We start from the raw sequence: 15246 nt of genomic DNA on the forward strand, positions 1-15246 counted from the left end.
GCGGTATTATACCGCGTCTTTTAATTGTTTTATTAGTCGTTTTCGTACTTCTTGAATACAAGAACTGCGTTGTGACCACCAAAACCAAATGAGTTTGAAATTTCGTAGTTAACTGGTGACTTCTTGTTGTCTTCGTTTACTAGGTCTACTTCAACTTCTGGATCGATGTTCTTAACACCGTAGTTAACTGGCATTTGTTGACGTTGTAATGCACCAACCATGATAACAGCTTCTAGTGAACCGGCAGCACCTAGAGCATGACCAGTCATACCCTTTGTACTACTTACCTTGATGTGGTCGTTGTCAGCAAATACTTTCTTGATAGCTTGTGATTCAGCTGAATCATTAGCATGAGTACTTGTTCCGTGAGCGTTAACGTAGTCAACGTCCTTAGGATCAACGTTAGCATCCTTAAGAGCTAACTTCATAGCATCAACAGCACCTGAACCGTCAGGTCTTGGAGCAGTTAAGTGGTAAGCATCTGAGTTAGTACCGTAACCAACAACTTCGGCTAAGATGTTAGCACCGCGAGCCTTGGCATGTTCTAGTTCTTCAAGAACTAAAGTACCGGCACCTTCACCCATAACGAATCCATTTCTATCCTTATCGAATGGAATTGAACCACCTTCAACAGTTTCTGAAGTTGAAAGTGCTGATAGAGCAGCGAAACCTGCAATACCTAATTCGTTAACTGAGGCTTCTGAACCACCGGTAATCATCATCTTGGCTTTACCAAAACGAATGTAGTCAAATGCATCACCAATAGCGTTAGTACCTGATGAACAAGCAGTAACGATAGCTTGAGAAGTGTTTCTAGCATTTAAGTTAATTGAAATGTTACCAGCAGCCATGTTAATGATTGAGTTAGGAACGAAGAATGGAGATACACGACCTGGACCCTTCTTTGACATCTTAATAGCTTGTTCTTGGATAGTTGTTAAACCACCAATACCTGAACCATAGATAACACCTAATTCATCTGGATCAAATTCGCCTTCTTTTAGGCCAGCTTGTTCCATAGCTTCGTAAGCTGAGTATAAAGCGTAACGTGAGAAGTCATCCATACGTTTTGAAATCTTCTTGTCGATACGTTTTAGTGGATCAAAATCTTTAACTTCGGCAGCTAGAGTAACACCAGTTTCTGAAGCATCAAACTTTGAAATTGGAGCAATACCTGTCTTTGAAGCAAAAATATTGTCTAAGAATGTGTTAGCGTCGTTACCCAAAGGACTAACGGCACCAATACCTGTAATTACAACACGCTTTTCCATAGAGTTATCCTCCTTATTTACGTTTTACGTCTGGAACGATAAATGTTAGTTGAGCTGAACAAGCCTTCTTGTCGCCAACGTAAGCAGTACAGTCAACTTGTCCCATGTTCTTCTTTTGTTTACCCATAGTAACTTCGAAACGTACAACGTCACCAGGTTTAACCATCTTTCTGAACTTAGCACCCTTAATTTCACCAAGGTAAGCAGTCTTATCCTTGTATTGTTCACTCTTCAAAATAAGGATTGAAGCAGTTTGAGCCATAGTTTCAATGATTAAAACACCAGGCATAACTGGGTTTCCAGGGAAGTGACCTTGGAAATAGTTTTCGTTGATAGTAACGTTCTTGGTAGCAACTACCTTTTCACCAGGGATTAATTCATCAACCTTATCGATGTATAGAATTGGGTATCTGTTTGGAATTAAATCCATAATTTCTGTTGTATTTAAAACACTCACAATAAGCACTCCTCATATATAATTCAAAATTTTAACAATTAAACGTCTTTTATTAATCTAATTTATGCTCCTAATCCAATAGGACTATTGATTACCTCTTCATCTAGTTTTGACATCTAGATGAACTAATCAACATAAATAAGTTTAACAATTACCATACTAAGTTACAACGTACAAGACTCTTTTTATTACTTAAAATAAATAAAACGTTGTTATAGCGGTGTTTTACGTATATTTCCTTATGTGACACATGGTTGAATGTATATCTATTTTGCCGTTTTTTCATTAGAGATTATCTAATTTTCATGATTTGATTCGTTTAATGTTTGAACATCCCATTACCCCGGAAAATCATTTAACAGCAGATATTAATCGTCATATGTAGCAAGGGTTCCAACGTAACCATCAGCTACCTCAATATCGGTTAATTTAATTTTACGATCTAATCGTTTAGCAGATTTCTTGGTATCAACATCAATGTCGACACTCTTAACCTTACCGGATAAACCAGTACCGACTAATTTTAATGCTGCTTCCTTGATTGTCCATAACTTAAGGGTTTCATCCCCTTCTACTGATTCGTCTAGATTACTTAGGTAATTTAGTTCGTTATCAGTGAACGCACGAGTAATTCGTTTGTAAGTAAATGGACGCAACTTCTCAATATCTACTCCAACCTCTTGATCTGAAACCGCTAGGATTACTAAATCGTAAGAGTTTGAAATATTGTATTGAAATTGCTTTGACTTTAGAAATGGTTTGCCGTGATCACCGTAGTAAAAAAGGTCACCATGCAATAATTCATCAATACTAATTCCCATGTAATCTGCCAGCATCAAGTTACCGACAATCGCTTGACGTTTATTATACTTAGTAAAATCAACATCAGCCTTCTTGAAGATTTCTTGGTACTTTGGATTTTGAATAGAATCGATAAAAATTTCTGTATTATTAAGCAAGTAAATGAACACCCTTATCAGCGTAAATCAAGTCACCAGTAACACCTGATGATAGGTTACTCATTAGGAAAGTAGCAACGTCACCAACTTGGTGGATGTCAACAGCTTCACCGTCAACAGTTCTTGCTTCTGATTCCTTCAATAGGTCACCGTGGTTCTTGATACCAGTAACAGCTAGAGTCTTGATGGCACCAGCTGAGATAGCGTTAACACGGATCTTCTTAGGACCTAAGTCTGAAGCTAGGTATCTAACGTTAGCTTCTAGAGCAGCCTTAGCAACACCCATCATGTTGTATGAAGGGATAGCACGAGTTGAACCCATGTAAGTTAGAGTAGCAATACTACCTTGTGGGTTCATAACACGACTTGCGTAACGTGATACTGAGATTAGTGAGTAAGCTGAAACGTCTTGAGCTAAGTTGTAACCATCTTTCTTAACATCAATAACGCCACCTTCAAGAGTTTCCTTGTCAGCGTAAGCAATCGCATGAATAACACCATCGATGTTACCAAATTTAGCTTGAATGTCTTGGAAAGTCTTTTCAACGTTTGCATCTTCAGCAACGTCACATTCAATCATTTCAGTTCCTTCTGGAACAAGCTTGTCTAATTGACGCTTTAATCTTTCGTTTTGGTAAGTAATGATAACTTTAGCACCGTTATCCATTAGTGACTTAGCACAACCCCAGGCAATACTACGCTTGTTAGCAACACCCATAACAACAATTGTTTTTCCATCTAATAAGTTTGACATTATGATTTGGCCTCCTAAAATATACAAATCAATTAAATTACATTAGTTGAATTTACGGTAACGTTCGTGACGTTGGGCCAATAATTCTTCTTTAGGTAATTTGTTAAGTTCATTAATTTTTTCAATTAAAGCTTCTTTGAAGTTTTGCATTGATTTTGCATCTTTGACTTCGGGAATAATCTTATCAATGATTTCATTGTCTAATAGTTCCTTTGGTGTAAGTTGCATTTGTTCAGCAGCTTCTGCTGCCTTACTTGAATCTTTCCACAAGATTGTGGCATAGCCTTCAGGTGATAGCACTGAGTAGATACTATCTTCTAAGGCCCAAACGGTGTCACCGACAGCTAGAGCTAAGGCTCCACCGCTTCCCCCTTCACCAATGATGACACTGATGTATGGCACTTTTAACTTAAGTCCTTGCATGATTGATTGAGCAATCATGTAACCTTGACCCTTGTATTCAGCGTCCATACCAGGATATGCACCAGGTGTATTAATCAAGTTAATGATTGGACGGTTAAACTTTTCCGCTTGTTTCATCAAACGTAAAGCTTTTCTGTATCCAGAAGGTTCTGCTGAACCGAAATGTCTTTCGATATTTTCGTCAGTGTCGTTACCCTTTTGGATACTTGTAATGGTAACTGGTTGACCAGCAATAGTTCCGATACCAGCATATACTGCAGGATCATCGCTGTAAGCACGGTCACCGTGTAGTTCCATAAAGTCGTCAGTAATTCCAGCAACTAGGTCTTGGATACTAATCTTATCAGCACTTCTAGCCGCTAAAACACGATCATATGCTTTTCCCATAATACTAATATCCTCCTAATTCCAAGCCAATAACTTGGCTAATACTGATTTCATTTCATCTCTTTTAACAATGGCATCTAAGAAACCATTCTTAAGTAGAGTTTCTGCACGTTGGAAATCCTTTGGTGGACGTTGTTGAATTGTCTTTTCGATAACTCGACGACCAGCAAAACCAATTAATGTGTGTGGTTCAGAGATGTTGATATCTCCTTCCATGGCATAACTAGCAGTAACACCACCGGTAGTAGGATCAGTTAATACAGAAATGTATAGTAATCCTTTTTCGGCGTGATCAGATACCGCTTGTGATACCTTGGCCATTTGCATTAATGAGTGGATTCCTTCTTGCATTCTGGCACCACCAGAACATGAGAAGACAACTACTGGTAAGTTCTTTTCGGTTGCTTGTTCGAATAATCTAGCAAGCTTTTCACCAGTGGCAGTACCTAAACTCCCCATGATGAAACGTGAATCCATCACACCTAGGGCAAATTCAGTATCACCAATCTTGGCGAAACCGGTTTGAACACTTTCGTTTAGGTCAGTGGCCTTCTTTGACTTTTCAAGCTTTCCAGCGTACTTTTCGTCACTTAAGAAACGCTTTGGTGCACTAATTTCAGAATCGATTGGTGTGAATTCGTCCACAGTCATGTTGATTCTTTCTTGTGCGCCAAGTCTAAAACCATAACCACAGTTAGGACATAGCTTGTATTCCCCTAACTTCTTGTTGTAAAAGCTTTCTTCACAAACTGGACATTTGATAAACAAATGATCTGGAACTTTGTCCATTAGAGTTTGTAAATCTTTGGTTTCTTCTGATTTATTATTCTTCAACGTTTTTCAACCACTCTTTCAAGAATGATTTTTCAATGTATAGATTATTGAAATCTGAATCATTGAAATGTTTGTCTTGTAACAAATCATTTAGGAATTGACGGTTAGTCTTTACTCCATCAACCTTAAATTCATTAATTACTCTTCTCATTTTTACGACAGCCTGAGGCTTGTCAGGCATATGTACAATGATTTTAGCAATCATTGAATCATAGAAAGGAGAAATGGTGTCACCTTGTTCAACACCTGAGTCAATACGAACACCCTTAGTTCCGAATGGGAAGTTAACCTTACGAAGAGTACCTGGTGCTGGTAAGAAACCATGTGCAGGGTCTTCGGCGTTAATACGGCATTCGATTGCGTAACTATCTACCTTAATGTCATCTTGTGTGAATGGTAAAGCTTCACCAGCGGCAACTTGGATTTGAGCCTTGATTAATTGAACTCCAGCAACTTCTTCAGAAACTGTATGTTCAACTTGTAATCTAGTGTTCATTTCCATGAAGTAGAAATTGTTGGTCTTTTCATCCAATAGGAATTCGAAAGTACCAGTGTTTTCGTAACCAATTTCCTTGGTTGCTTTGGCAACAAGCTTACCTAGATAATCACGTTGAGATTGAGAAACTTCCATACATGGAGTTTCTTCAATAATCTTTTGATGACCTCTTTGTAGAGAACAGTCACGTTCAGGGAAGTAAACAACATTTCCCTTTTGATCAGCGATAACTTGCATTTCAATATGCTTAGCATCACTTAAATCTTTTTCCATGTACAATGAATCGTCATTGTATGAAATTCTTGCTTCACGCTTGGTAGTGTTAAAGATTTCCTTTAATGCTTCTTCATCGTCACATTCACGAATACCTTTACCACCACCACCGGCAGCAGCTTTAAGCATAACTGGATAACCAATTTCATCCGCTAGTTTTAAAGCATCTTCTAAACTATCAATGGAGCCGTCTGAACCAGGAATGGTTGGTACTCCACTGTTCTTCATCGCTGCCTTGGCATGAGATTTATTTCCCATTAAATCAATTACTTTTGAACTTGGTCCAATGAACTTAATTGAACATTTTTCGCAAAGTTCAGCAAATTCAGCGTTTTCAGATAGAAATCCGTAACCGGGGTGAATAGCTTCTGATCCAGTTAAAATTGCAGCGTCAATCACTGCAGCCATGTTCAAGTATGATTCGTTTGGTTGTGGACCACCAATACATACTGATTCGTCGGCTAATTTAACGAACATGCTATCCTTGTCGGCAGTTGAATAAACGGCAACAGCTTTAATGTCCATCTCATGAAGTGCTCTTATGATTTGCACCGCGATTTCACCACGGTTAGCAATTAATACCTTTTTAAACATTTCACTCATCCTTTATGAACTTATTCAATTGCAAAGATTAAAGTACCTTCACAAATAACTTCGCCATCTCTAGTAACTGTTCCATGACCTTCACCTATGTTTCTCTTTAGCTTTGTCATTTCAACAGCTAGTTCCAACTTGTCGCCTGGTCTAAAGCTGTCTTTGTAAGTAGCTTCCTTGATACCACCAAAGAAAACATTATGTCCTTTGTATTCAGGCATTGATAGTAATGCACAAACTCCAGTTTGAGCTAGCATTTCCATCGCGATTGGTCTTGGCATTCCAAATTCAAGATGTTGTTTTGAGAAGAACCATTCGTTAACAGTTAAAAGCTTTTCAGCCTTTGCACCTTCACCAGGTCTTACTTCAATAATCTTGTCTAACATTTGGAATGGGAATCTTTGAGGAATGAAATCTTGTACGTTATAGTCCAAAATTAGTCCTCCTCAATTTCAAAAATTGGTTGATCGTATTCAACCATGTCACCATTTTCAGCAACCTTCTTAGTAATAGTTCCAGAAACGGGACTCTTAACTTCGTTGATAACCTTCATGGCTTCGATTACACAAACAGTGTCGCCCTTCTTAACGTGATCGCCCACTTTTTTGTAGACTGGTTTTTCAGGACTTGGAGCAAAGTATACGATTCCAACAAGTGGAGCCTTAATCTTTGCACCTGAAGCTGCTGGTTTAGCAGCTGGTTGTTCACTTGCAGTTGCGCCAGCAGCTGGAGCTGGTTGAGCAACGTTTTGAACTGCAGCGTGTTCTAACTTACTGAAGTATAAGTCAGTACCATCATCGGCAGTAATCTTAAATTCTTTCATGCTGGACTTATCGAACTTGTCCATTAACTTTTCAATGTCTTTTTGTTCCATGTTTTTATATCTCCTGTTAATTAAGAATGTTCTTACTTAACTTTGATTACATAGTTAATCCACCGTCAACGGTGATTACTTGTCCATTCATGTATTCGTTCTTGATTAAGAATTCAACAACTTGAGCAACTTCGTCTGGAGTACCAAAACGTTTTGCTGGGATTTTTTCTTCCCAATCAGCGATGTAACTATCGCCTAGTTTAGCTGTCATAGCAGTCTTAATCATACCTGGAGCAACCGCATTACAACGGATTCCACGTAGAGCACCTTCTTGGGCTGTAGTCTTAGTTAAACCTACGATACCGGCCTTAGTAGATGAATAGTTAGCTTGACCTAAGTTACCGTGTAGACCTGCGATACTTGAAAGGTTGATAATGCAACCCTTACGAGCTCTTTGCATCTTCTTCATAGCAAACTTAGTCATGTTAAATACACCAAACAAGTTAGTGTCTAATACTTGTTTGAATGAATCACCCTTCATTCTAGTTAATAGAGTGTCTTGGGTGATACCGGCATTGTTAACCAATACGTCTAGTTTGCCGTATTTTTCAATAACACTGTCAATCATTGCTTTAGCGTCATCTTCTGAAGCAACGTCTCCAACCAATACATCAATTTCTGAATCGAAGTTAGCTTGGAAAGCTTTCAATTCTTCTTCATTCAATTGACGGTGTGAGTTAGCGATTACGATATTATTTTCATCCTTAGCTAGACGAACTGCGTCAGCTAAACCTAATCCCTTAGTAGCACCAGTGATTAGAATTACTTGTTTTTCGTTATTTTCCATAATTATTCTCCTAACTTATCTAATAAGGCATCTAGAGTTTCAACACTTTCTACATTGTATGTATCAGCCTTTAATGTCTTTTTAGCAAGCTTACTTAGCGTATTTCCTGGACCGATTTCGATAAAAGCGTCAATGTTTTTGTCTTCCAATGAAGCAACATCTTGCATGAAGTGTGTAGGATTGATTAGTTGGTTAACTAATGTTTCCTTGATGGTGTCCTTAGCAAATGGTTTTACGGTAGTATTACTGATTACATCTACTTGAGGTTCATCAAATTCAACACTTTCAAGACGTTTAGCTAATTGATCTGATGCAGGTTGCATCAATGGAGTATGTGAAGCGACGGCAACTTGTAGTGGAACTAAACGTTTTGCGCCTTTTTCCTTCAATACTTCCATGGCGTTTTGAACCCCTTCTTTAGTACCACCAATAACAACTTGTGACTTGTTATTGTAGTTAGCTGGGTAAACGTCATCAATTTCATCACAAACGCTCTTCACAAAATCAGGGCTAAGACCCAATACAGCAGCCATAGAACCTGGATTTTGCTTACCTGCTTCATCCATGTAATGTGAGCGATCGTGTACTAGCTTTAGCCCTGATTTAAAAGATAGTGCTTTAGCAGCAACTAAAGCACTATACTCGCCTAAACTCAATCCCATCATTGCAACAGGTTTCTCTATTTTGTCTTCTAAAATACGATGAATAGCTACACTCATCGTCAAAATAGCGATTTGAGTATTATTAGGATTATCAAAAATTTCCGGATCAGCTAAGTTTAAATTCAATGTTTCTGAGGCCTCGTCAATTGTACGTTTATACACAGGGTTTGACTTGTACAAATCCTGTCCCATTTCCTTAAATTGACTACCTTGGCCACTAAATAGATAACAAATATTCAAACTTAAACACTCCTAGTTAATTAAAACTAATTATTATTCTTCAACTTTACCAGCAACGTAGTCAACTAATTGTTGTACAGTTGCGATGTCGTTGTCACTGTCAATTTCGATGTCGTATTCGTCTTCTAGAGCATCGATGATTTCAAATAAGTCTAAACTGTCTAGGTCTAGTTCTTCTTTGAAGTTAGTGTCCATCTTGATGTCTTCAGCCTTAACGTCTGATTGATCTACAACGATTTCTTTTACCTTGTCAAAAATTGCGTTCTTGTCTGCCATAATATAATTCACTCCATATATAAAATTAAAATAATAAATTAATACCTTAAAATAATAGTTCCTGTGGTTAGGCCACCACCGAAACCAGAAAGGGCGATAATATCTCCCTTAGCTATTAAACCATTTTCCATCATTTCTGACAACAAAATAGGTTCACTAGCTGCAGAGGTGTTCCCATAAAGATTAATATTGATAGGGAATTTGTCCTTACTAACGCCTAATTTACGGGCTACTGATTTAATAATTCGAGCGTTAGCTTGATGTAACACAAAGTGATTTATGTCACTTAACTCAATCCCAGCTTTTTCTGCTGCTTCTTTAATTGATAATGGAACATTCTTGGTTGCGAAGTTAAATACTTCTCTACCATCCATATGCAAATAACGATCTGTGTCGTCATCATCTCGTGGTCCAAATGTTTCATTTCCCAATATATGACCAGCAAGAAGAGCTTCTCTTCTATCTCCATAATTCTTCAAGTTACTGGATAATACTTCTCCATCACCTTGGTTCGAAACTAGCATTCCACCAGCACCATCACCGAATAATACGGCGGTGGTTCTGTCTTCCCAGTTAATCAAGTTACTCATTTTTTCTGAACCAATTACCATCCCTAAAGCATTAGGCTTTAGTTCAAATAATGAGTGCATCACATGAGTAGCGAAAACAAATCCAGAGCACGCAGCACTGATATCAAATGCAACAGCATTCTTAGCACCAACAATACCTTGAACTGCAGAAGCAGTTGATGGCATATGGTAGTCTCCAGACATCGTAGCTACAATGATAAAATCAATATCATTCGCATCAACGTTTCCGTTCTTAAGTAATTGCGAAGCAACCTCAGCACTTAAAGAAGTGTTAGTTTCCTTAGTGGCGATTCTACGTTGCTTAATCCCGGTTCTTTTACTGATCCATTCATCAGAAGTATCCATGATTTTAGCTAAATCGTCATTGGTAACTATCTTTTCAGGAACAGCTTTAGCAGTAGCTAAAATTGAAAAACTGCTCATGATATCTCCTCTAAACTGAATTTAGTTTACTTTCTCGATAGTATCTATAAAATACCACTCATTTATTTTTAATTAATTTCCCTTTTTTTTCAACTGATAAAAACTCATATCGACGTCTTGTCAATCGACAAACATTGATATATCAACGGTTTAGCTATACTTTTTATCCATATTTTTAAAAGTTACGCATTATATATTATGTAACTCATTAAATATTGGTGTTTCTTATAAAATTAAAAAGCCACCTATAATAGGTGGCTTTTTGTTTTTGATTATTTGATTACTTTATATACTTCATCCATTGGTTGGCGTTTCTTTGGAGTAATGTCTTGGTCACGGTAACCGAAACCAGCCATCACTGAAACACCCCATTCTTTAGGATCTAAGATACCCTTTTGAGTTAAGATATCTTCAATCTTTGAACGGTTGAATCCTTCAATTGCACAACTATCGATATCTAATTCTGCAGCTGCAGTCATCATGTTAGCTAATGCAATGTAAGTTTGTTTGCATGCCCAGTCAAATCGCTTTCTGTCATCAGTTAAATAAAATTGGGTCTTTTGGAAATCATCAAACTTCTTTGAGAATGGTGAGTCAGGTGCAAAATGGTGTCCACTAACATCTTCAGTAATGTGTTGAACATACTTACTTGTAGCAGTGATGCCCTTCTTAGCTAAAATGATTAAGAAGTGGCTAGCACCGTTTAGACTGTTTTGAGCACCCCATGCATCTTCATAGATGTCTTTTTTAACATCATCATTTTCAATTAAAAGGAACTTCCATGGTGAAAAACCAAAGGCACTAGGTGAAAGTCTACCAACTTCCATGATTGTATCCCAGTCTTTGTCAGAAATCTTCTTGTCAGCGTCGAACTTCTTTGTAGCGTAACGACGGTGAGCAGTTTTAATAATTTCTTCGTTTTTATCCATTATTATCTACCTCTTTTACGTATATAGTAGATGTAACTTAACATAAAGATTTATTTAAGTTCAACAATATACACTTAACAGAAGCGTAATAGAATTGACGCGCTATGCTGATTTAACTATACTTAGAATGTAATTTAAATAAGTTTATTGGAGACTTTATTATGAACGCACAAGACTTATATCAAAAATGGGTTGCTCAACCCAACCTAAATGAATCCGTAAAACATGACCTAGCAAAAATCGCTAATAATAATGAAGAAATTAACGATGCTTTTGGTACTAACATGTCATTTGGTACTGCCGGTATGCGTGGCTTAATTGGTGCTGGTATCAACAGAATGAATATCTACACCGTTAGACAAGCTACCGAGGGTCTAGCATCTTACATGGATACTTTAGATGAAGAATCAAAAAAACGTGGTGTTGCCATTAGTTTTGATTCAAGATATCACTCAAAAGAATTCGCATACGAAACAGCTCGAGTATTAGGCCAACACAACATCAAATCATACGTGTTTGATGACATCCGCCCTACTCCTGAATTATCATTTGCAATTAGACACCTACATACTTTTGCCGGTGTTATGATTACTGCAAGTCATAATCCAATGCAATACAATGGATACAAAATCTACGGCCAAGACGGTGGTCAAATGCCTCCAAAGGCTTCTGACATGATTACCGACTACGTTAGAAAAGCCGATGATGTATTTGCAATCGACGTTGCTGACGTAAAAGACTTAAGAGATAAAGGACTTCTATCAGTCGTTGGTGAAGACGTTGATGATGCATATCTAGCAAACGTCAAGACAGTTAACGTTAACCACGACCTAATTAAAGAAGTTGGTAAGGAACTAAAATTTGTTTACACCCCTCTTCACGGTACAGGTAAGATCATCTGCCGTCGTGCCTTAGATAATGTTGGTTTTAAAAACTACTCATTAGTTAAGGAACAAGCAATTGCTGATCCAGAATTTCCAACTGTGGACTTCCCTAATCCAGAATTCCCAGAAGCATTTAACTACGCTATCAAGTTAGGTAACGAAGAAAACGCAGACGTTTTAATCGCAACCGACCCTGATGCTGACCGTTTGGGTGCTGCCGTAAGACAACCAGATGGTTCATACGAATTAATGACTGGTAATCAAATCGCATCAGTACTATTGGACTACATCCTAACCGCTAAGAAGAACGCTAACGAACTACCAACTGATGGAACAGTTGTTAAATCAATTGTTTCCACTGAACTAGCTACTAAGATTGCTAACAACTATGGTGTTGAAATGCAAAACGTTCTTACTGGATTCAAGTACATCGCTGAAAAGATTAAGGACTTCGAAGAAAACAAGGATCACACATTCCTATTCGGTTTTGAAGAAAGCTTTGGTTACCTAATCAAGCCTTTCGTTCGTGATAAGGATGCTATCCAATCAACTGTATTACTTGCAGAAGTTGCTGCTTATTACAAGCAAAAGGGCCAAACTTTATACGACGGTCTACAATCAATCTACAAGAAATACGGTTATCATGAAGAAAAGACCATCTCAAAGACCTTTAGCGGTATTGAAGGAAAAGAAAAGATGGCTAACATCATGAACGAACTACGTTCAAACCCATTAAACGAATTCAACAATCAAAAAGTCGAATCACTTGAAGACTTCCAAACATCTATCAAGACCAATGCTGATGGTTCTACTGAAACAATCGAACTACCAGAAGCTAATGTATTAAAATACTGGCTTGATGATGGCACATGGTTTGCTATCCGTCCTTCAGGAACAGAACCAAAGATTAAGTTCTACTTAGGAACTGTTGATGATTCTGCTGAAGCTGTTAACAACAAACTAAAGACATATGAAGATGCAGTTGATCAATTGATTGAACAACTAGTCTAATCAAAAGCGTTATTAACATGATGTTAATAATGCTTTTTTTGTGTTTCGTGATAGAATGTTAGTATAAATTCAAGTTGAAAGGACATTTCCATGAGAAAGCAAACATTCTCTGTTGAAATTGAGGCCAATCCCGGCGATTTGCGACAAATGAAGCATTACTTGCATAAATGGAAACCTGATTTTGTTTCAATTAGCAATCTTAGTCGCTATTCATACGAAGAAATGGTCCAATGTGCCAGATACATTCAGACGGATTTACACATCCCCGTTGTCATCCACCTAACTGGATTAACACATACAAAAGAAGAAGTAAAAAAGGCTTTTAATCAGTTAATGGACTTAAATATCCGTAACTTTTTATTAGTTCGTGGGAACATCCATCATAATATGCATATCGAAGATGACTTTAACTACGCTAGCGATTTGATTAAATATGTGAATCAACTAGATACGGATTCAAAAATCAATGTCGTTGCCGGTTGTTATCCTGATATTCACGTACTCGCTGACTCACTTACAGAAGACATCGAGTATTTAAAACAAAAGGTGAATTCTGGAGTCGATAGCCTAATATCATTAATGTGTTTCGATAACAAACGAATCTATAAGTTTCTAGATAAGTCTCGTGAATTCGGCATCAATGTGCCAATCCGTATTGGTATCATGCCAATCACCGATCCGTTTAAAAAAGATTACCTAGCGCATAATGATGTTAAGATGCCCGAATTCTCTAAAGAAGAGGACAATCTACTCGAGGATGGAATTGATTATGCCGTTAATCAAATCAACGATTTGTACGAACACAACGTTAACGGTATTCACCTATATACTCACAATGATTGGATGGTATCCGATCGAGTATTTGAAAACATCAAGCAAAACCTATAAAGGAGCATCATCCAATGGACAACAGTAATGCTGCTGACAATAAGCTTGCACCAACCAAGCAACTTACTGACGAACAATCTCGCCTAGTCGAACAAATCAAACAGTTTGCAATCAATCACTTAAATGATGACACCCACGCTGTCTTCACCATTTACGGTGATGCCGGAACTGGTAAGTCCGTCATTTTAAGTAAGTTATTCTACGACATCCAACAAATGGCGCATGAAAAAAGCAGTCCGTTATATCAAACTAGTAACTATTTCTTGGTTAACCATCCCGAAATCCTAAAGGTTTACAAGAAGATGGCCGGAAGTCAGGATAATGTCTTAAAGAAGAACTTTAATCGTCCTACTTCCTTTATTAACCAAAACGACAAAAACCATCAAAATGTGGATATCACAATTATCGATGAAGCCCACCTATTATTATCACGTGGGGATCACTACAATAATTTCTATTACGATAATCAACTATCTGAAATCATTAAGCGTTCTCAAATCACCATCTTGGTATTTGACCACCGCCAAGTTCTTAGAACTAAATCGTTTTGGAACTTAGACAGATTGCACCACATAATTGATCCATACACCAATGGTGAATATCACCTAACTCATCAATTCAGAATGACCGCCAGTGACTCGTTGGTCAAATGGATTAATACCTTTACTGATGGTAAACTCACCCCGCTTCCTGCTGACGCTAAGAAAGATTACGATTTTCGTATCTTTGATAACGCTGAGGAAATGCGGAAGGCCATCTTTGCTAGAAACCAAGAAGTCGGCCTTTCTCGAATCGTTTCTACTTCTGGATACCCATCAACACTTGATGGTGGCAAACACTATGTCACTGAACCAGACTTCAAGATGCCATGGGATCAATACAACTACACACAAACCCCATGGGCAGAAATTCCAGAAACCGTAAACGAAGTCGGTTCCATGTTTACCTGCCAGGGATTTGACTTGAACTACGTTGGAGTCATCTTAGGACCACCAATCTATCTAGATGGTGATGACGTCCACGTTGAAATGAGTAAGTTCACTGATGTGGAATCACTCAAGAAACGTAAGGACATGGATGATCCAGTCGAGTTTGAAAAGATTAAGGAACAATTGGTATTGAACTCAGCCAACGTCTTACTAAAACGTGGTGTGAAAGGTTTATACATCTTTGTTCATAACCAAGAACTACGCAAACGTCTCTTAGACGACTACAAGAAGTTATAAAAAATGTC

At 37.8% G+C, this 15246-nt stretch carries 17 protein-coding genes; 3 read left to right on the forward strand and 14 right to left on the reverse strand.

The window, feature by feature from the left end; translation table 11 throughout:
- Window positions 1-32: 32 nt before the first annotated feature.
- The 14 genes from fabF to RZ78_RS06130 all read right to left on the reverse strand — a co-directional run bounded on the left by fabF (window position 33) and on the right by RZ78_RS06130 (window position 11229).
- Window positions 33-1271, reverse strand: coding sequence for a beta-ketoacyl-ACP synthase II (gene fabF / locus RZ78_RS06065; protein WP_041153063.1), 1239 nt, complete (start codon window positions 1269-1271; stop codon window positions 33-35).
- 13 nt (window positions 1272-1284) lie between these two features.
- Window positions 1285-1728 (reverse strand): 3-hydroxyacyl-ACP dehydratase FabZ, encoded by a 444-nt coding sequence (gene fabZ, locus RZ78_RS06070; RefSeq protein WP_034532426.1) that lies wholly within the window; start codon window positions 1726-1728, stop codon window positions 1285-1287.
- A 368-nt stretch (window positions 1729-2096) separates the two neighbouring features.
- Window positions 2097-2687 carry a 4'-phosphopantetheinyl transferase family protein gene (locus tag RZ78_RS06075; protein WP_053792965.1) on the reverse strand — a complete coding sequence of 197 codons (591 nt, stop codon included), beginning with the start codon at window positions 2685-2687 and terminating at the stop codon, window positions 2097-2099.
- The gene (fabI, locus tag RZ78_RS06080) at window positions 2680-3441 is read right to left on the reverse strand and encodes an enoyl-ACP reductase FabI (RefSeq protein WP_041153065.1); all 762 of its coding nucleotides are present in this window, start codon (window positions 3439-3441) and stop codon (window positions 2680-2682) included. Before fabI ends, RZ78_RS06075 begins: the two co-directional genes overlap by 8 nt.
- A gap of 42 nt (window positions 3442-3483) precedes the next feature.
- A complete protein-coding gene (gene accA / locus RZ78_RS06085; protein WP_054605815.1) occupies window positions 3484-4251 on the reverse strand; it encodes a carboxyltransferase subunit alpha in 768 nt (255 codons plus the stop codon).
- A gap of 15 nt (window positions 4252-4266) precedes the next feature.
- On the reverse strand, window positions 4267-5085 hold the full coding sequence (locus RZ78_RS06090; RefSeq protein WP_191978845.1) for an acetyl-CoA carboxylase carboxyltransferase subunit beta: 819 nt from the start codon (window positions 5083-5085) through the stop codon (window positions 4267-4269).
- Complete coding sequence (locus RZ78_RS06095; RefSeq protein ID WP_054608434.1) at window positions 5075-6448, reverse strand: acetyl-CoA carboxylase biotin carboxylase subunit; 1374 nt, start codon at window positions 6446-6448, stop codon at window positions 5075-5077. The genes RZ78_RS06090 and RZ78_RS06095 overlap by 11 nt, the downstream gene beginning before the upstream one ends.
- A gap of 20 nt (window positions 6449-6468) precedes the next feature.
- A complete protein-coding gene (locus RZ78_RS06100) occupies window positions 6469-6834 on the reverse strand; it encodes a 3-hydroxyacyl-ACP dehydratase FabZ family protein (protein WP_051592197.1) in 366 nt (121 codons plus the stop codon).
- A 50-nt stretch (window positions 6835-6884) separates the two neighbouring features.
- Window positions 6885-7322: an acetyl-CoA carboxylase biotin carboxyl carrier protein gene (locus RZ78_RS06105; RefSeq protein ID WP_034532418.1), complete on the reverse strand. Its 438-nt coding sequence runs from the start codon at window positions 7320-7322 to the stop codon at window positions 6885-6887.
- A 46-nt stretch (window positions 7323-7368) separates the two neighbouring features.
- Complete coding sequence (locus RZ78_RS06110) at window positions 7369-8109, reverse strand: SDR family oxidoreductase (RefSeq protein ID WP_034532417.1); 741 nt, start codon at window positions 8107-8109, stop codon at window positions 7369-7371.
- Window positions 8110-8111: 2 nt separating this feature from the next.
- Complete coding sequence (gene fabD, locus RZ78_RS06115) at window positions 8112-9011, reverse strand: ACP S-malonyltransferase (RefSeq protein ID WP_054608435.1); 900 nt, start codon at window positions 9009-9011, stop codon at window positions 8112-8114.
- Between the two features lie 33 nt (window positions 9012-9044).
- Entirely contained in the window at window positions 9045-9287 is a 243-nt protein-coding gene (locus RZ78_RS06120; protein ID WP_034532415.1) for an acyl carrier protein, read from the reverse strand.
- A 38-nt stretch (window positions 9288-9325) separates the two neighbouring features.
- Window positions 9326-10300 (reverse strand): beta-ketoacyl-ACP synthase III, encoded by a 975-nt coding sequence (locus tag RZ78_RS06125; protein WP_054606926.1) that lies wholly within the window; start codon window positions 10298-10300, stop codon window positions 9326-9328.
- Window positions 10301-10572: 272 nt separating this feature from the next.
- On the reverse strand, window positions 10573-11229 hold the full coding sequence (locus RZ78_RS06130; RefSeq protein ID WP_054608436.1) for an NAD(P)H-dependent oxidoreductase: 657 nt from the start codon (window positions 11227-11229) through the stop codon (window positions 10573-10575).
- A gap of 161 nt (window positions 11230-11390) precedes the next feature.
- Between RZ78_RS06130 and RZ78_RS06135 the strand changes: the two genes are divergently transcribed.
- The 3 genes from RZ78_RS06135 to RZ78_RS06145 all read left to right on the forward strand — a co-directional run bounded on the left by RZ78_RS06135 (window position 11391) and on the right by RZ78_RS06145 (window position 15238).
- Complete coding sequence (locus RZ78_RS06135) at window positions 11391-13124, forward strand: phospho-sugar mutase (protein WP_054608437.1); 1734 nt, start codon at window positions 11391-11393, stop codon at window positions 13122-13124.
- Between the two features lie 90 nt (window positions 13125-13214).
- Window positions 13215-14012, forward strand: a complete 798-nt coding sequence (locus RZ78_RS06140) for a methylenetetrahydrofolate reductase (RefSeq protein WP_054608438.1) — start codon at window positions 13215-13217, stop codon at window positions 14010-14012.
- A gap of 14 nt (window positions 14013-14026) precedes the next feature.
- Window positions 14027-15238 (forward strand): DUF2075 domain-containing protein, encoded by a 1212-nt coding sequence (locus RZ78_RS06145; protein WP_054608439.1) that lies wholly within the window; start codon window positions 14027-14029, stop codon window positions 15236-15238.
- Window positions 15239-15246 lie beyond the last annotated feature (8 nt).

The organism is Apilactobacillus kunkeei (assembly GCF_001308195.1).
GTDB classification, from domain to species: Bacteria; Bacillota; Bacilli; order Lactobacillales; family Lactobacillaceae; genus Apilactobacillus; species Apilactobacillus kunkeei_C.